We start from the raw sequence: 17,900 nt of genomic DNA on the forward strand, positions 1-17,900 counted from the left end.
CCAAAATTAGTCGATAAAATTTTAAAAACATACAAAATGACAAGAGGATTTTTTAATGTTCCTAAAGCAGTAAATGAACCTGTTAAAGGATATGCTCCTGGCTCTCCGGAAAGAGAAGAATTATTAGCTACTTATAAACAAATGTTTAGTAGCAATGTAGATGTACCAATGTATATTAACGGAGAAAAAGTTAGAACAGGTAACACAAAAAACATTACACCTCCTCATGATCATCAACATATTGTTGGTCAATATCATACTGCAGATAAATCTCACGTAGATACAGCAATTTCTACAGCTTTAGCTGCAAGACAAGCTTGGTCTTCTGTTTCTTGGATGGAAAGAGCTTCTATATTTTTAAAAGCGGCTGAGTTATTAGCTGGACCTTATAGAGCTAAAATGAATGCAGCAACTATGATTGCTCAATCTAAAAATGTACATCAAGCAGAAATTGATGCTGCTTGTGAAATGATAGATTTCTTTAGATTTAATGTAGAGTATATGACTGATATTTTTAAAGATCAGCCTGCTTCTGCACCAGGAATTTGGAACAGAGTTGAGTATAGACCTTTAGAAGGATTTGTATATGCAATTACACCTTTTAACTTTACATCAATCGCTGCAAATTTACCTGCGGCGGCTGCTTTAATGGGTAATGTAGTTGTTTGGAAACCATCTGATCACCAAGCATATTCTGCACAAGTAATTGTAGATTTATTTAAAGAAGCAGGTTTACCAGACGGAGTTATAAACGTAGTTTATGGAGACCCTGTAATGATTACAGATACTGTTTTAGCATCACCAGATTTTTCTGGATTACACTTTACTGGCTCTACTTTTGTTTTTAAAGAATTATGGAAACAAATCGGTACAAATATTCATACATATAAAACATACCCAAGAATTGTAGGAGAAACTGGTGGAAAAGATTTTATTTGGGCTCACAATTCTGCAAATCCTTTACAAGTTGCTACTGCAATAACAAGAGGTGCTTTTGAGTTTCAAGGTCAAAAATGTTCTGCAGCTTCTCGTGCTTACATTCCTTCTTCTATTTGGAATAAAGTTAAAGAACATTTAGTTGCACAAACATCAGAATTAAAAATGGGTTCTCCAGAAGATCCATCAAACTTTATAAACGCAGTTATTCACGAAGGTTCTTTTGACAAAATTGCAAAATATATAGATTTAGCAAAAGCTGATGAAAATGCAGAAGTAATTATTGGTGGTAATTATGATAAATCTGTTGGTTATTTTATTGAACCAACGGTTATTTTAGCAAAATCGCCAACTTTTGAAACGATGACAACTGAGTTATTTGGACCAGTTATGACGGTTTATATTTATGAAGATGCAGAGTGGGAAGCTTCTTTAAAATTAGTTGATGAATCTACAGAGTACGCTTTAACAGGTGCTATTTTATCTACAGATAGATATATTATAGAAAAAGCATCTAAAGCATTAGAAAATGCAGCTGGTAATTTTTATATTAATGACAAGCCTACAGGTGCTGTAGTTGGTCAACAACCATTTGGAGGCGCAAGAGCTTCTGGTACAAATGATAAAGCTGGTTCTGCACAAAACTTATTACGTTGGACATCTGTTCGTTTAATAAAAGAAACTTTTGTAACACCTACAGATTACAAATACCCTTTCTTAGGATAAGAAATAAAACCTTCATTTAATTAATATAAAAAAGGCAGTAACTTAGTTACTGCCTTTTTTGTTTCTCTTAAATTAAAAATTAAGCTGACTTATATATTTTTATAAAGAAGTAATAATAACACCCTGTAAACAACAATAGAAATATTATGTTATTGATACTATTATATTTAAAATAAACACTTTAAACTAAATTCACCTCTTTTCCACGCCTATAAATAGATTCATTTAGTAACATTTTTAAAGAAATTTTAATTAGAAAACAAATTTAACAAGATTACTTTTTCATTTAAATAAATACAACGTTTTAACAAAAACACTAAAAATACCAATATCAATTTAACATTTTAAATCCTTAAAATTATTAAAATCACAATTTCAACAACCAATATTAAAAACTTTTAAATTCTTACCTAATTTAATGAAATTAAAAGTAAAAAAATTGTTAATTAAATAATAATTCATGAATTTTGAGATAATCAAACCAAATATTTATCAAAAATGAAAACAAAATCACATGGAATTCTAACGCTATTTATGGCGTTTCTTCTGCAAATATCTTTTGCACAAGAAAAAACTATTTCAGGGACCATTAAAAGTGGCCCTGACCCTTTACCAGGAGTGAGTATTACTATAAAAGGCACCTCTTCTGGTGTTGAAACCGATTTTAATGGAAAATACTCTATAAAAGCTAAAATAGGAGATGTTTTAGTTTTTAGATTTTTAGGGTATACCACTACTGAAAGAAAAGTAGGTAAATCAAACGTAATTAACTTATCACTTACTGAGGACGCAAATGTTTTAGAAGAAGTTGTAGTTGTTGGTTATGGTTCTAAAAAAAGAGTTAGTTCTATAGTTGGTTCAGCTGCAGCTGTTACAACCGAGACTATAGTAAACAGACCTACAGCAAATGTTATGGATGCCCTACAAGGGCAAGTTGCAGGTTTTCAAGTATATACTTCTTCTGGAGAACCATCAGCTACACCTAGTTTTAGACTACATGGTAACGGTTCATTAGGAGCAGGATCAACTCCTTTAATTATTATGGATGGTGTGCCAATTCGTTCTGGAACCCTAGTTTCTCTTAACCCTAGAGATTTTGAATCAGTTACCATATTAAAAGATGCATCGGCTACTTCTATTTATGGTTCTAGAGCAGCAAATGGAGTGGTAGTAATCACAACAAAAAAAGGTTCTAAAAATGGAAATACAATAGATATTTCTACTCAATATGGAGTATCTAATATAGCAAACACTGATTTTTACGAAAACTTTATGAACTCTAAAGAACTAACTGACTTCTGGTTAGCCACAGGTTATCGTTCTCAAGAACAAGTTGATGCATTATTAGCTGATGGGCACGATACAGAATGGTATAAGTATTATTATAAAGAAAACGCTCCAACCATACAGGCTGATCTTGCATTTTCAGGAGGTAGTGAAAAATCTACTTATTATGTATCGTTAGGTTTATTTAATCAAGAAGGTTTAGCTTATAGATCTGATTATGACAAGTATACTTTTAGAGCTAATATTGATTCTAAAATCAATGATTGGTCTAGATTTGGAACAAACCTTTCTTTCAGTTATGACGAAACTCAAACAAATAATTACGGGAGCAATAGCACAAATAGAGGTTTAGCTTTACTGGCACAACCTTTCTATTCTCCGTATGATGAAAATGGTGATAATATAGAAGGCGTTATTCCTGGATGGGGTAGATATAACCCTAGATATTTGGCTGACAACTTTCCTAGTGTTACTAATAAAGTTCAAGTTAACCCTACAGCATTTATAGAAGTTGAACCTATAGAAAATTTAATTCTAAAAACTCAAGCTGGTATAGAGTTTTACGACTCAAGAAACTCTTCAAAAAGACTACCTTCTTATATTGGTTCTTTGGCCAATGGTTATTCTTCTGAAAATTTTTCAAGAATAATTAACACCACCGTTACCAATACATTACAGTACTCTTATTCTTTAAAAGATATACATAATTTCAGTTTAATCGCTGGTCAAGAAACTATAAAAAATGATTATGAATATTTTTACGCATATTCTGCAGGACAAAATGACGACAGACTAACTCTCTTATCATCAGGACCTAACAACAGAAACGTTAATCACAGCGAATCTCAATATATCTTTAGTTCTTATTTTACTAATTTAGAATATAATTATGATAAAAAATACTATGGAGATATATCTTTTAGACGAGATGGTTCTTCTAGATTTGGTAAAGATAATAAATATGCTAACTTTTGGGCTGCTGGTGTAATGTGGGACATAAAAAAAGAGGATTTTATGCAAGACATTACATGGCTTAATGAATTAAAATTTAGAACAAGCTACGGAACAAGTGGAAATTCTAATATTGGAAATTACGAAAGTTTAGCTAGCGTTGGTACAGGTGTATATGAAGGAAATACAGGTTGGTTTCTTACAACACCTGGAAACTCTGGACTAACATGGGAAGAGCAAAAAAAATTAACTTCAGGTTTAACTTTTGGATTATTCGAAAAAGCAACTTTAAGTGTTGAATATTATAACAGAAGAACTACTAGCATGTTAATTGATGTCCCTCAACCTTACACAACTGGTTGGAGCAGCATAACATCTAATGTTGGTGAATTAGAAAATGCAGGAGTAGATATAACTCTAAATTTTGATATAATTAAAAACTCAGATTTACATATTTCTCCTTATGTAACTTTCAACTATAACAAAGAAAAAATCATAGAGTTATTCCAAGATAGAGATTATTGGATAATTCCTAATACAGGGGTTTCTTGGATAAAAGGACAACCTAGAACATTTTTCCGCGCTATATTTGCTGGTATAAACTCAGAAACAGGTGCACCAGAATGGTATGTCCCTGGAGACGATATTACAAAAACAACTAAAGACCCTAACAACGTAACTAGCGTATTTAACGCTGCCGATTTACAACAAAGCACAGGTCAAAGCAGATACGCTCCTGTAAATGGTGGTTTTGGATTAAATGCAGGATATAAAGGGTTTAACTTACAAGTTGACTTTTCTTTTTCTAGTGGTAAATACCTTTTTAACAACGATGCTTATTTCTTTGAAAACCCTACCGTTTTTGGAGGTTTTAACCAATCTAAAGATGTTCTTGATTATTGGCAACAACCAGGCGATGTAACAACCTACCCTTCTACAGATTATCAATTTACACAATTTGATTCAAGATTAATTGAAAATGCATCTTTTTTAAGAATGAAGAATATTTCATTTGGATACCAAGTACCTACTGATTTTTTACCAAAAAATGGATTTCTTAAATCTTTAAATCTATATATAACTGGTCGTAATTTATTAACCTTTACCAAATATACAGGACCTGATCCTGAGGTAGATTCTAACATATCGTTAGGTGCTAATCCAAACACAAAACAAATTACATTTGGTGTAGATATTAAACTATAAAATAAAACGTAATGAAAAAATTAAATATAAAAAATATTATTTTATTATCATTCTTACTGATAACTACAATATCTTGTGACGATAATTTAGACAGATTTCCTTCAAATAGTATTGAGCAAACACAATCATTTAAAACAATAGCAGATGCCGAAAACTGGGATAATGGATTATTTTCTACATTTAGAGCTCGAGTTTACGGCGTAAACACTTATGTAACTGACGTACAAGCAGATCAATTAAATGCCACTTTAGATTATGGTAATAGAAATGGCTTCCCTCATAGATGGGAAGGTTTTTTATCTACCGACCAAACAATCGCTTCAGTTTGGCAAGGTTATTATTCTTCATTAAGAAATGTTAACGTAGCTTTAGAAGGATACCCTACTATAGAGACTACCAGCCCTGAAGAAGAAACTTATCTTAATCAAATGATTGGAAAAGCTTATTTATTAAGAGCTTTTTATTACCACAGGTTAGTTTTACGTTTTGCAAAAGCATACAACCCTTCAACAGCTAGCTCTGACCTAGGTGTGCCTTTAGTCTTGAATTACGATGTAAATTACAGACCATCTAGAAGTACAATTGAAGAAGTATATAATCAAATATTAAGTGATATAAATGAAGCTAAATCTAGATTAAGCTCGGTAAGTGGTGAAGCTGGAGCTACAAAATTCACTTCAGACGCTGTTTTAGCTTTAGAAGCTAGAGTAAAACTTTATATGCAAGATTGGTCTGGCGCTAAAACTGCTGCAGACTTATTAATTAACTCAGGAAACTACCCGCTATTAACAAGTCAATCAGAATTAGATGATATGTGGGTTAATGATTACTCTCAAGAAATTATAATGCAATCTTTTGTAAGCGCTCCTAATGAACTTCCAGGCACTAACAGTATTTACCTTGGTTTCAGTGCTGGTACAGGCATGTTTACTCCAGATTTTGTTCCTTCTCAATGGGTGTTGGACAAATTTGATGATGCAGATTTTAGAAAAAATACTTTTTTTGACAGTAAAGAAATACTTATTCAAGGAAGTACATATTCTGACATAATGCTAGTTAATAAATACCCTGGAAACCCTACTTTATTTACTGGAGCAACAACTAACTACGCACACGCTCCTAAAGTATTTAGAATTGCAGAAATGTATTTAATTTCAGCAGAAGCAGCCGCTATGTCTTCTGGAGATGCTTTAACTCCATTAAATACACTAAGAGTAGCAAGAAACCTTCCTCCGTTAACAGGAATAACAGGTACAACTTTATTAAATGAAATAAAAGATGAGAGATTTAGAGAGCTAGCTTTTGAAGGGTTCCGATTAGACGACTTAAAACGCTGGGATGAAGGATTTACAAGAACTGATCCTCAAAGCTTAGATTTCATTAATATTGGTCCTAATTACAATACATTATCTAAAGATGCTGGGGATTATCAATTTGTATGGGGAATTCCTTCTAACGACATCATTAGTAATGAGAACTTAGCTTCTCAACAAAATCCAGGTTGGTAATATTATATTTGCTAAAAAAACCGCCCTATATAGGGTGGTTTTTTTATAGTAATATTTCCAACTAAATCTAATTGAATAAAATTTTTAAATTACTACAATAATACCACAATAAGTAAATCTATAACTTTGTCTTTAGCTTTAAAAGAAAGAGCTAATATGTTTTACTACATTGAAATTTAATACTTTTATCTCCGATAATTTACTGAAATAAAAAAGCCAAATCATTGTTGATTTGGCTTTTTTATTTTATCTGTAAGTTTCTTAAGCTATCTTATAATTAATTTTTTAACAACTTGTTTCTCTCCATTTATCACTTTTAACATATACAAACCTGCAGATGCTTTATTAAAAGAAATTCTTTCAGAAAAATCTGTTAGTGTATTATAATAATTTTTCTCATCTATCAACCTACCATTAACATCAAATAATTGTACAGAAACCTCATCTGCATTTACAGCTTTTAAACTTAAAGTAAATTCTCCTTCTGTTGGGTTTGGATATAAATTGAATCCATCAAAACCATAATCATCAACAGAAGCGGTATTATCTATAACAATAGTATAATCTTCTGTTTCACCCCATTCCGAAACATGGTCTACATCGCAAGCACCTCCACCAGGTACATAACTATTATCGTAATATTCTATAAATACTCTCATTCTAGTTTCTCCAAATCTTGCATCTTCTGGTATTGCAATATCTAATGTTGCTGTTGCAATATCTGTATCAAATTCACCTAAATCATACATTTCTGTATCATTATCAAAAACATAATCCTGATTCCAGTCTATAAACACAAAACATTGATCTCTATAACCCCCTGTATCAAAAGTTACACTAATTTGATGTATATCTCCTCTTTTTACATTTGTACTAATTGATGTAAAATCTTCATAACCATTAATGGTATTATTTCCTGAATCATTATTTATATCATTAAAAGTTACGTTTGTTATATGCTCGGTTCCTCCTAACTCGTCTGTAAAAGTTGACAAACAATAAGAAGGTGTTAATGTGCTAAAATTATAAACCTCAGAAAAGCTACCTTCTCCACAATCATTTTTTGGTTTTACTCTCCAATAATAAACAGTATCACCCAATAAGCTGGTTAAAGAATAACTATTAGTTGTTACATTTCCGCTAGAAATTATAGAAGAAAAATTACTATCTGTAGCAACCTGAACATCATAACTTAAAACATTAGAATCTTCTAACCAGTTTAATTCTGTATTAATATCTACTTCTATTGAATTATTTTCTGGTGATGATAAACTTACTGTATTAAAGTTAGATGTTGTTACATTTAACTCTACATCTATATTCTGATTTAAACTACTAGAACTACCCAATACATTAATAGTGTAAATTTGAGGTGTTACTGCATTTAAACCAGAAATTTGCATTGTTACATTACCATCTGAATTTATTGTTGACGGACTAAATGTAACATCTGCTCCTGCAGGTTGACCTGTTGCTGATAAAACTACATTTTCTGTAAAACCATTTATAAAATCAAAATTTAAATTATAACTTAAAGTTTCATTTTCCGTATTACAAGTAATTTGAGAACCTGTTGTATTTTCCATTATAAAAGTTGGCTCTGTAGAGTTAATTGTAAAATTTGTGCTACTTACATTATAAAAAATATTGTCCGCAGCCTCTATCATTATTCTTGCAGAAGATGTTGCATTATTAGGTATTACAATTTCTTCTGTACCATCGTTTGGTGTATTAGACTTAATTGTAATAGGAAACGTTAAACCTCCGTCTATTGATAATTTAATATTTACTGTAGCACAATTAATAGGAGCAATATCTGTAGACCCCTTAACCCAGTTTATTGTTTGTACAGAACCTACATCCCAAGTAACTGCAGAACTCGGAGTTGAAACAGTAAAAGGAATAGCATCTGTTACAGAAACAATCATATCATCTCTTGCTGTACTTCCTCCTCCAGCATTATTATCTCTCACTAAAAAAGAAAAACTTAAATCTCTCTCTACAGAAGGTAAAACCTCCCAAGTAGAAGATATATTACCTGCGATAACAGTTGCTAAATCTGGCATATATCGTTCTGGTGATGTTTTTGATGGCAAAGATCTAAACATAGGACCTACCGAATTTGTACTTTCTGGAGGCATTGCTCCAACTTCGTTATCTAATTGCTCCCAATTATAAGTTAAACTAGATAACCCGTCTACATCTGTTGCTATACCTGATAACTTAAATGGTGTAGACTTAGGTATAATATAATCAGAACCCGCATTAGCAACCGGAGCTGTATTATTTGTATCTGTTAAAACAGCACAGCTACCAGAAGACTCAATAACACTCCAAATTTGAGCAATACTTACTGCGTGAAAATAATCATCGCTATTTCCATCTAAATTTCCTTCTTCAACATTTGGAGAACAAATACCTGCATATCCCATAATGGTAGATCCACTACCTGGCTCTACAGCCGTAGAACTTGTTCTGTTACAATCATTATTTTGGGTATGTGTTGCACCAAATTGATGCCCTAATTCATGCGCTACTAAATCTATATCATAAGGATCTCCGACAGGAGAACCCAAACCGGTTACCCCTCTTGCTTTTTGGCCAGTAACACAAACAACACCTAAACCTGCTAAACCAGATAACTGACCACCAGAAGTACTAAATACATGGCCAACATCATAATTTGCATCTCCTATCTGAGCATCGCAAATTGTTTGAACCTGATTTATTAAAGTATTTGGGTCTGCATCAGACATTCCATCTAAATCTGCATCTAAAAAAATAATTTTATCATTATCATCTACAATAACCAATTTTATAGCTAAATCTTTTTCAAAAACACCATTAATTCTTGTAATAGATGTATTCATTGCAGATAAAATAGCTTCTTTTTTTACAGAATCAGAAGCATCATCATCTATATTTTGTTGTTCTTCACCTAAATGAAAATCTGCATATTCTCCTGTACAAGCTAATGCCAATCTGTATGTTCTTAACTTTCCATCATCTGCGTTATTTGTAAAATCAGAAATAGTAACCTCTTTTTCTACTGAAGATTCTATCTCACATTTAAAATCATCATCAACCTTACTTAAACTGCTTTTTTGATAAACTATCAAGTCTTGATTATCCTTAGAATAAGGGTCCATATATAATGTTCCTTTATTACCTGAAAAAACAACCGCATGAAAACCATCTGTACCTATACTAATTTTAGCTATTGCCGTTGGATCATCTATTCCTTGGGCAGAATACGATTTAATATTAGGAAATTTAGCCTGCAAACCTTCTTCAAAATTAGAGGTTTCTTTTACATTAAATTTAGATAAAGTTCCGTCTGCATTTGGTAATTCTATTATTTGATTCTGACTTTTAGATTGTTGTTTTAAATTCTTTGAAAATGAATTTACATCTAAAGACAAAATTTGATAATCTGATGGAAAATGCTTTTTTTGATAAATATCTTTCTTTTGAAAATGATAATTTGCTTTATCAACTTTATTCCATATTTGTTGAGACATAAGACTATTAACACTAAAAAAAAGAGTAATTATTAATAGAAAAAAGGGTGATTTATTTCTCATAAAATGATATTAAAAATATAAATATGTGGTCTCAAATATAACGATTTATTTACCTTTGCAATTGATATTATGAACAGAAAAATACTACTTTCAGATTTAGGAAATAAAGACTACAAAGAAACTTGGGATTTTCAGTCTGATTTACTGCAAAAAATTGTTGATGTAAAAATTAACAATAGAAGAAATAATTTACAACAACCTACTAACAATCATTTTTTATTTGTAGAGCATCCTCATGTGTATACTTTAGGAAAAAGTGGAGATTTAAACAACTTATTACTAAACGAAAAACAGCTTGCAGAAAAAGGGGCTACTTTTTATAAAATAAATCGTGGTGGAGATATTACATACCACGGACCGGGACAAATTGTAGGTTATCCTATTTTGGATTTAGAGAATTTTTTTACTGATATTCATAAATATCTACGTTTCTTAGAAGAAGCTATTATTTTAACTATTGCAGAATATGGTATAAAAGGTACAAGAAGCGAAGGCGAAACTGGTGTTTGGTTAGATATTGGCACTCCGTTTGCTCGTAAAATTTGCGCTATGGGAATCCGATCTTCTCGCTGGGTAACAATGCATGGTTTTGCTTTAAACGCAAATGCTAATTTGGGTTATTTTGATAATATTATTCCGTGTGGAATTAAAGGAAAAGCTGTTACTTCTATGGAAGCAGAATTGAACAAAAAAGTTGATTTAGAAGAGGTAAAACAAAAAATTTTGAAGCATTTTAAAACGCTGTTTGAAGTTGAAGAATTTATTGTGTCACTATAAAAAAAATCCTGCTTTTGCAGGATTTTTTTTATCTAAAATTTATTTTTCTTCGTTAAAATATACTTTGTAATATTTCATTTTCTTTTCTTCATCATAACCTCTTTCTAAATATTCTGATGCTGCTTCTGGTGCATCTACATCTAATTTTATATTGATGTTGGTATCTAACTTAATTTCTGTTTTTAATTTGTTTTTTTCTTTCTTTAAAACAACACCAGAAACATCAAAATTATTTCTAACCAAAACATCGTTTAAATTTTCAAAATGTTTTTTGTATTCGTCAAATTGTTCTTTATGCTTATCATCTTCAAAAACCTCATCTTTAAACGTAGCATAATCTACAGATTCGTTTTCCTTAAAATAATCTACGGTATTTGCTAAAAAATTACCTTGCTCATGCATACCTAATTCTGGCTTTATTACTTCTTCAGAAAACTCTTTACACATCTCTAAATAATTTTGTGTATGAGAGTTATAATCATCTGCTAGCTTAACAGATAAAAAGTTTTTACTCCAATATTGTGCATCGTAATTATTATTATCTACAGAAAAAACAACGGTTCCTTCTTCATCAGAAGTGTTTAAAATTAAGCAACCTTTATCTAATCTTTTTGTTGAAATTCCTTTTTGAACTACAACATCAAAACTCTCATTGTCATCTAAATAAGTTTGAAAAAAGTCTACTTTATTTTCAATTTTAAAAATACCTACGGCTTCTGTTAATACATCTTTATATTCTATACCTTCTATAAAAACAACTAGCACATCGCCAGTTTTTATTTGTGCAGAATTAGATTGTTCAAACAAATGGTTTACAATGCTTTTAGAATATTCTACAAAACTTTCTTCTTCTTTAAAAATTTCTGATGTAAACTTATTTAATTCGTTTAAACGAATATCTTCATGATTTGTAAAACGGTAACTTTGTGTTAAAGAACCAAAAGGTTTTAATAAAAACCCTTTCATTAAATCGTAACTTTCTTGATCAAAACGAATTAAATCTTCAGAAAAAACATTTTGCCCGCTGTTAAATTTATTGGCTACTTTATGTAAAATACATTTGGTTATTTCTGCTCTAGTTTTTTTAATCATCATTTTAAATTTTGGAGCGTAAAAATAGTTGAACTTTTTAAATAATTAGAAATTAATCTGTAAAGTTTATAAACAAGCCTAGCCCTGATTGAACGGTTTGTTTGAGCTCTTTTTTGGCTTTTTAGACAAAAAAAGCGAGTAGTGAAAGCAGGAAATAGCTTCTAAAAAAATTACAAATCTAATTTTATTTGTTCTGGTAATAGTTTAAATGTTTTTCTGTGATAATCTGTTGCACCAAATTCTCTAATAGCATTTCTGTGCTCTTTGGTTGGATAACCTTTATTTTTTTGCCAATTATACATAGGAAATTCTTGATGAATTTTTGCCATATATTCATCTCTATATGTTTTTGCCAATACAGAAGCTGCGGCAATACTTAGGTATTTTGCATCGCCTTTTACAATGGTTTTGTGCGGAATTTCTTTATAATTTTTAAATTTATTTCCGTCTACAATAATAAATTCTGGCTCTAATTTTAGCATTTCTATAGATCTGTGCATACCTGTTATAGATGCTTGCAAAACATTAATTTTATCTATTTCTTCTTGCCAAACAAACGAAACTCCAAAAGCAAGAGCATTTTGCTCTATAAAAGGGCGCAATAAATCTCTTTTTTTTTCTGATAATTGTTTAGAATCGTTTAAAAACGGATGGGTAAAATCTTTGGGTAAAATTACTGCCGCAGCTACTACCGGACCAGATAAACAGCCTCTGCCCGCTTCATCTGTACCTGCCTCTAAAGTAAAACCACTAAAATTGGATGCTAACATATTGCAAAGAAATGAAATCTTTTTAATTTTAATTAACAGATATCCTCATAATTATTCACAACAATTTCCGTTTAATTATTTTACATTTGCGATTGTTATAGTTTATGATGAATACATTAAAATTTTTTCTTTTTTTATCTCTTATATTAAGTTTTAATACTGCTTTTTCTCAAAGAGAACTTAACAGTGGGATAATGAATGTAAATGCTACTGCTAACGACTCTATTAATTCTGGAGAAAAAAAGATTATTTTATCTGGGAAAACAAAATATACAGATTACAAAATTTTTTCTCACCAAGGAGACACCACTTATATTGATACTACTTTATCTATAAAAAAAGATTATAAGTTTAATTATTTAAGAACTGATAATTTTGAACTTTTAGATTTTCATAACCAAGGACAAACCTTTACTAATTTAGGGTATGATTTTAGCAATGTAAAACTTTTTCCGGATATTGGTTTTACAGCAAAACAATTTAGTTATTTAGATATTGATGAAATAAAATATTACGAAGTACCAACACCTACTACAGAAATAACTTACAGAACAGGTTTACAACAAGGGCAAGTTGTTGATGCAATTTTTACCGTAAATTTTTCTAAAAGATTAAACGTAGCAATGTCTTACAAAGGTTTACGTTCTTTAGGTGCTTACAGAAGATCTTTATCTAGTAATGGTAATTTTAGAAGTAGTTTCCATTATATAACCAAAGAAGGACAATATCAAATTCGAGGACATTTTACTTCTCAAGACTTTTTTAATCAAGAAAGCGGTGGTTTACCTGATACAGAAATAGAAAAGTTTGAAAGTAATGACCCTGATTACACAACAAGATCTTATTTAGATGTTAATTTAGATGATGCAGAAAATCAATTTGATTCTGGTAGAATGTACATAGAACATAGTTACAAACTAGTTGCTAGTAAAGATACTATTAACAAAAAAGATTTTAGTAATTTAAAAATCGGGCATGTTTTAACGAATGAATCTAAGACTTATGAGTTTATACAAACAACAGAAACAACCGATATTTTTGGAGAAATAAATGATGCTGATGCAAATGACAAAAAAGCAAAAAGCACTATTTTTAATAACGAATTTAATTTAGAATTTAACTCTAAATATGTTCTTGGTAAATTTAAAGCAAAAACAAATCTTACCAAATACACTTACGGCTACGATACTATTTTAAACAGTAACAGTACTATTGATAAAATTAAATTAAAAGGAGGTGCAATTTCTTTTGGTGCAGATTGGAATGCCAAAATTAAAAACTTTAAATTAAATGCAGATGTATCTATAACACCTGGTAATAGTAGATTATCTGGTAACTTTTTAAAAGGCGAAGCTGTATATGAAAAAGACAGTGTTTTAAGTGTTAAAGCCAGCTTATTACTAAGTTCTAAATCTCCTAATTTTAACACCTTATTACACCAAAGTGAATATGATGATTACAATTGGCAAAACAACTTTAGTAATATAAATACTAGAGATTTAGGTTTTGTACTTTCTTCTAATTGGATAAATGCAACACTAAATTTTACCAATATAGATAATTACACTTATTTTAGTGAAAACAACAAACCTCTTCAGTTTGATGGCCAAATTGTCTATTTAAAATTAAAAGCTAATAAAGAATTTAAATATAAAAAGTTTGCTTTAGATAATACAGTAATGTATCAAAATGTAAGTAGCGGTAGTTCTGTTTTTAGAGTACCAGAAATCGTTTCAAGAAATACTTTCTATTATCAAGACTATTGGTTTAAAGGAAAACCTATGTTAGTAAATATTGGTGCTACATTAAAATATTTTACAAAGTATAAAATGAATGCTTACAATCCTTTATTAGCAGAATTTACTTTACAAAACACACAAGAAATTGGTTTTCCTTCTTTAGATGTTTTCTTTAATGCACAAGTAAGAAGAACGCGTTTATTTTTTAAGATTGATAATGTAACTTCTAGCATTACTCCTAAAAATTATTATTCGGCACCAAATTATCCATATAGAGACTTTACGATTCGTTTTGGTTTAGTTTGGAACTGGTTTATATAGATAATCTAAACATGATAAACCTACTTAAAAAGAATTGGAAAATTTTCTTATTTGCTAGTTTAACTTTAGGATTAGCACCTTTTAATCCGCCACATATTGTTGGTAAAATTAACTGGATTTTAGGTGGAAATGCTTTTTCTGCAGAAAACGGAATGAAAACTGATGATTGGTTTGATGTTTTTGTACACGGAAGTCCGTGGTTACTTTTATTAATTTCTATTGTTTTAAATCTTTTTGCATTAAAGACAAAAAACGGTCCAAAATAGCACTACCAACTTTGCTTTTTTCTAGAAAACCTTGAGATTTATAAAAAGGAATTGCATTTGGGTCTGCAATTAATTCTATTGTTTTTACTTTAGTTTCTATTGCTTTTTCTACTGCGTGCGTTAATAACTTTTTCCCTTTTCCTTTACCTATAAAAAGAGGCAAAACAAACAACATTTCTAATTTAATTAAATCATCTTTAGGGTTATTTAACACATAAAAACCAACAGCCATTTTATCTGCCAAGATTTTGTATACGTTGCATGTTTGTATGGTTTTAGGTGTAACTGTTAAGTCTGATCGCCAACCTTCTATTAACTCACTAGAATAACCCCAATAAGCTTTGCTTTTTAAAGCAATATCTGTAAGGTTTTCAGCATCAGAAATAACTGCTTTAACAATCACTTTTTTATTTTTTTACTAATTGCTTAATTTTAATATTAAAAGCAGCAAATATTAAAGTCATAAACGGACTTAACCAGTTAAAAATAGCATAGAAAAAGTATTCTGAAACAGAGACTCCTAATACTCCAGATTGATAAGCTCCACAAGTATTCCAAGGGATTAAAACAGAAGTTACAGTACCAGAATCTTCTAAAGTTCTACTTAAATTTTCTGGCGCTAAGCCTTTATCTTCATAAGCTTTTTTAAACATTTTACCAGGCACTACAATTGCTAAATACTGGTCTGAAGCTGTTATATTTAAAGCTAAACAACTTGCTACTGTACTTGCAAATAAGCCAAAAATAGAAGATGCTAAACTTAACAAAGCTTTACTAATTCTTGCCAAAGCACCAATTGCATCCATAATTCCACCAAATACCATTGCACAAATTATCAACCAAATTGTACCTAACATTCCGCTCATTCCTCCTGCAGAAAACAGGTCATTTAATTCTTCGCTAGTAGTTGTTACTGCAGAGTCTACCGTAATTGCATTCATAACCCCTTTATAAGCAGATTTTATAGTTATTGTATCTGCACCAGCAACATTCATTACTATTTCTGGTTGGGCAATTATAGCTACTATACCAGCAAATAAAGTACCTACTAACAAAGCTACCAAAGGTTCTGTCTTTTTTATAATTAGAAAAATTACTGTTACAGGAACAATAAATAACCAAGGCGAAATATTAAAAGCGGCATCTATTGCAGCTAATTTATCTGACACGTCTGGCGTACCTGTTGTTTCTATAGAAAAGCCAATAATTACAAAAATCAATAATGTAACTACAATTGTTGGTATGGTAGTTAATGACATATATTTAATATGCGTAAACAAATCTCCTCCAGCCATTGTAGGCGCAAGATTTGTTGTATCGGACAATGGAGACATTTTATCACCAAAATAAGCCCCAGACAACACGGCTCCTGCTGTCATACCAGCAGAAATACCTAATGTATTACCAATACCAACTAAAGCAATACCAACTGTTGCAGAGGTTGTCCAAGAACTTCCGGTTGCTATAGATATAATTGCACAAATAATTACAGAAGCTGCTAGAAATATAGTTGGATTCAAAATTTGTAACCCATAATAAATCATAGAAGGAATAATACCACTTATTAACCAAGTTCCTGCTAGAGCACCAACCATTAATAATATTAAAATAGCTCCAGAAGTAGATTTTATATTTTCAGAAACCTCTTCCATCATTTGTTTATAAGAAACCTTATTCTTAAAACCAACAATTGCAGCTACTGCTGCACCCATTAATAAGATAAATTGATTACTACCACTTAAAGCATCATCTCCATAAATAAAAAAAACATTATAGAATAACATTGCAATTAATGCAAAAACAGGTATTAGAGCTTCCCAAATATTAAGTTCTTTATTTTCTATAATATTTTCGTCTTGCGGTTTTGTTGGTGTAATATTTTTACTCTCCATATAATTAAATTTTCATTCTGTAATGTTACGATATTACTAAGTTTTATACAAAATTGATTTAAGTAATTTATACTACATACTTTGTTTTTGTAACAATTTATTATTTTTATGTTCTCTTTTCTAAAAAATATTCTTTTCTTTCTAAAAGAAAAATCAACCTAAAGAAATAAAAAACATATTTTACTTGTGTTTTTATTCTAAATTAAGCAACCATCAAATGCAAAATATTCGTTACAAATATGTAGAACTAATAGTACTCTTTATTTTAATTCCTGTTAGTTTTATTTTTAACTATTCTTCTATACTAAAACTTATTATTGGAGGTTTAGGTTTTGTATACACTTTATATATTCTATTAAAAACAGAAAACAATATTTTTAAAATAAGAAAAAACATTAACTGGAAATCTTTTTGGACAACAACCTTGGTTAAGTTTCTTTTAATTGTAATAACAACCATCTTTTTTGTTTGGTATACAGACGCAAATAATCTTTTTTACGTAGTATTAAACAAACCTAAACTATGGATACTTATTTTACTTTTCTATTCTATTTTTTCTGTTTATCCACAAGAATTAATTTATAGAACTTTCTTCTTTAAACGATATAAAATGCTATTTAGCAATGAAAAAATGTTGATTTTAATGAATGCTATTCTATTTTCTATGGCACATTTATTATTTAAAAAGGCTTTAGTTTTACTACTTACTTTTATTGGTGGAATTCTTTTTACTTTTACTTATAAGAAAACAAATTCTACTTTACTTGTATCTATAGAACATAGTATTTATGGTTGCTGGCTTTTTACAGTTGGTATGGGAAACATGTTAGGCTTCCCATCTTAAA

The 17,900-nt window shown here is 30.2% G+C and carries 12 protein-coding genes; 7 read left to right on the top strand and 5 right to left on the bottom strand.

Going from position 1 to position 17,900, the window contains the following annotated elements:
* Positions 1–36: 36 nt before the first annotated feature.
* From pruA to KI686_RS07315, 3 genes are all read left to right on the top strand, one after another.
* The gene (gene pruA / locus KI686_RS07305) at positions 37–1,662 is read left to right on the top strand and encodes an L-glutamate gamma-semialdehyde dehydrogenase (protein WP_237588616.1); all 1,626 of its coding nucleotides are present in this window, start codon (positions 37–39) and stop codon (positions 1,660–1,662) included.
* A gap of 498 nt (positions 1,663–2,160) precedes the next feature.
* Complete coding sequence (locus KI686_RS07310) at positions 2,161–5,106, top strand: SusC/RagA family TonB-linked outer membrane protein (RefSeq protein WP_237588617.1); 2,946 nt, start codon at positions 2,161–2,163, stop codon at positions 5,104–5,106.
* Positions 5,107–5,117: 11 nt separating this feature from the next.
* Positions 5,118–6,614 carry a RagB/SusD family nutrient uptake outer membrane protein gene (locus tag KI686_RS07315; protein WP_237588618.1) on the top strand — a complete coding sequence of 499 codons (1,497 nt, stop codon included), beginning with the start codon at positions 5,118–5,120 and terminating at the stop codon, positions 6,612–6,614.
* A 266-nt stretch (positions 6,615–6,880) separates the two neighbouring features.
* On the opposite strand, the gene KI686_RS07320 is transcribed toward KI686_RS07315, so the two are convergent.
* Positions 6,881–10,135 (bottom strand): reprolysin-like metallopeptidase, encoded by a 3,255-nt coding sequence (locus KI686_RS07320; protein ID WP_237588619.1) that lies wholly within the window; start codon positions 10,133–10,135, stop codon positions 6,881–6,883.
* 132 nt (positions 10,136–10,267) lie between these two features.
* On the opposite strand from KI686_RS07320, the gene lipB reads away from it, so the two are divergent.
* Positions 10,268–10,975 (top strand): lipoyl(octanoyl) transferase LipB, encoded by a 708-nt coding sequence (gene lipB / locus KI686_RS07325; protein WP_237588620.1) that lies wholly within the window; start codon positions 10,268–10,270, stop codon positions 10,973–10,975.
* Between the two features lie 39 nt (positions 10,976–11,014).
* Here lipB and KI686_RS07330 read toward each other — a convergent pair whose 3' ends face one another.
* Together KI686_RS07330 and rnhB are read right to left on the bottom strand one after the other, a co-directional pair.
* The gene (locus tag KI686_RS07330; RefSeq protein WP_237588621.1) at positions 11,015–12,067 is read right to left on the bottom strand and encodes a nucleoid-associated protein; all 1,053 of its coding nucleotides are present in this window, start codon (positions 12,065–12,067) and stop codon (positions 11,015–11,017) included.
* Positions 12,068–12,237: 170 nt separating this feature from the next.
* Entirely contained in the window at positions 12,238–12,837 is a 600-nt protein-coding gene (gene rnhB, locus KI686_RS07335) for a ribonuclease HII (RefSeq protein ID WP_237588622.1), read from the bottom strand.
* A gap of 194 nt (positions 12,838–13,031) precedes the next feature.
* Here rnhB and KI686_RS07340 point away from each other — a divergent pair, with 194 nt between their 5' ends.
* Together KI686_RS07340 and KI686_RS07345 are read left to right on the top strand one after the other, a co-directional pair.
* Positions 13,032–14,897, top strand: coding sequence for a putative porin (locus KI686_RS07340; RefSeq protein WP_237588623.1), 1,866 nt, complete (start codon positions 13,032–13,034; stop codon positions 14,895–14,897).
* 11 nt (positions 14,898–14,908) lie between these two features.
* Positions 14,909–15,163, top strand: coding sequence for a hypothetical protein (locus KI686_RS07345; RefSeq protein ID WP_237588624.1), 255 nt, complete (start codon positions 14,909–14,911; stop codon positions 15,161–15,163).
* On the opposite strand, the gene KI686_RS07350 is transcribed toward KI686_RS07345, so the two are convergent.
* Both KI686_RS07350 and nhaC read right to left on the bottom strand, forming a co-directional pair.
* Positions 15,114–15,566 (bottom strand): GNAT family N-acetyltransferase, encoded by a 453-nt coding sequence (locus KI686_RS07350; RefSeq protein ID WP_237588625.1) that lies wholly within the window; start codon positions 15,564–15,566, stop codon positions 15,114–15,116. The two genes, KI686_RS07345 and KI686_RS07350, sit on opposite strands and share 50 nt — an antisense overlap.
* A gap of 4 nt (positions 15,567–15,570) precedes the next feature.
* Positions 15,571–17,055 carry a Na+/H+ antiporter NhaC gene (gene nhaC / locus KI686_RS07355; RefSeq protein ID WP_237588626.1) on the bottom strand — a complete coding sequence of 495 codons (1,485 nt, stop codon included), beginning with the start codon at positions 17,053–17,055 and terminating at the stop codon, positions 15,571–15,573.
* A 217-nt stretch (positions 17,056–17,272) separates the two neighbouring features.
* Here nhaC and KI686_RS07360 point away from each other — a divergent pair, with 217 nt between their 5' ends.
* Positions 17,273–17,899: a CPBP family intramembrane glutamic endopeptidase gene (locus KI686_RS07360; protein ID WP_237588627.1), complete on the top strand. Its 627-nt coding sequence runs from the start codon at positions 17,273–17,275 to the stop codon at positions 17,897–17,899.
* Position 17,900 lies beyond the last annotated feature (1 nt).

Source organism: Polaribacter sargassicola, from assembly GCF_021991835.1.
In the GTDB taxonomy this organism is placed as follows: Bacteria; Bacteroidota; Bacteroidia; order Flavobacteriales; family Flavobacteriaceae; genus Polaribacter; species Polaribacter sargassicola.

Excerpts from the sequence above, each read along its gene's own strand:
- pruA (WP_237588616.1), top strand. The coding sequence starts at position 37 with ATGACAAGAGGATTTTTTAATGTTCCTAAAGCAGTAAATGAACCTGTT.
- KI686_RS07310 (WP_237588617.1), top strand. The coding sequence starts at position 2,161 with ATGAAAACAAAATCACATGGAATTCTAACGCTATTTATGGCGTTTCTT.
- KI686_RS07315 (WP_237588618.1), top strand. The coding sequence starts at position 5,118 with ATGAAAAAATTAAATATAAAAAATATTATTTTATTATCATTCTTACTG.
- KI686_RS07320 (WP_237588619.1), bottom strand. The coding sequence starts at position 10,135 with ATGTCTCAACAAATATGGAATAAAGTTGATAAAGCAAATTATCATTTT.
- lipB (WP_237588620.1), top strand. The coding sequence starts at position 10,268 with ATGAACAGAAAAATACTACTTTCAGATTTAGGAAATAAAGACTACAAA.
- KI686_RS07330 (WP_237588621.1), bottom strand. The coding sequence starts at position 12,067 with ATGATTAAAAAAACTAGAGCAGAAATAACCAAATGTATTTTACATAAA.
- rnhB (WP_237588622.1), bottom strand. The coding sequence starts at position 12,837 with ATGTTAGCATCCAATTTTAGTGGTTTTACTTTAGAGGCAGGTACAGAT.
- KI686_RS07340 (WP_237588623.1), top strand. The coding sequence starts at position 13,032 with ATGAATGTAAATGCTACTGCTAACGACTCTATTAATTCTGGAGAAAAA.
- KI686_RS07345 (WP_237588624.1), top strand. The coding sequence starts at position 14,909 with ATGATAAACCTACTTAAAAAGAATTGGAAAATTTTCTTATTTGCTAGT.
- nhaC (WP_237588626.1), bottom strand. The coding sequence starts at position 17,055 with ATGGAGAGTAAAAATATTACACCAACAAAACCGCAAGACGAAAATATT.
- KI686_RS07360 (WP_237588627.1), top strand. The coding sequence starts at position 17,273 with ATGCAAAATATTCGTTACAAATATGTAGAACTAATAGTACTCTTTATT.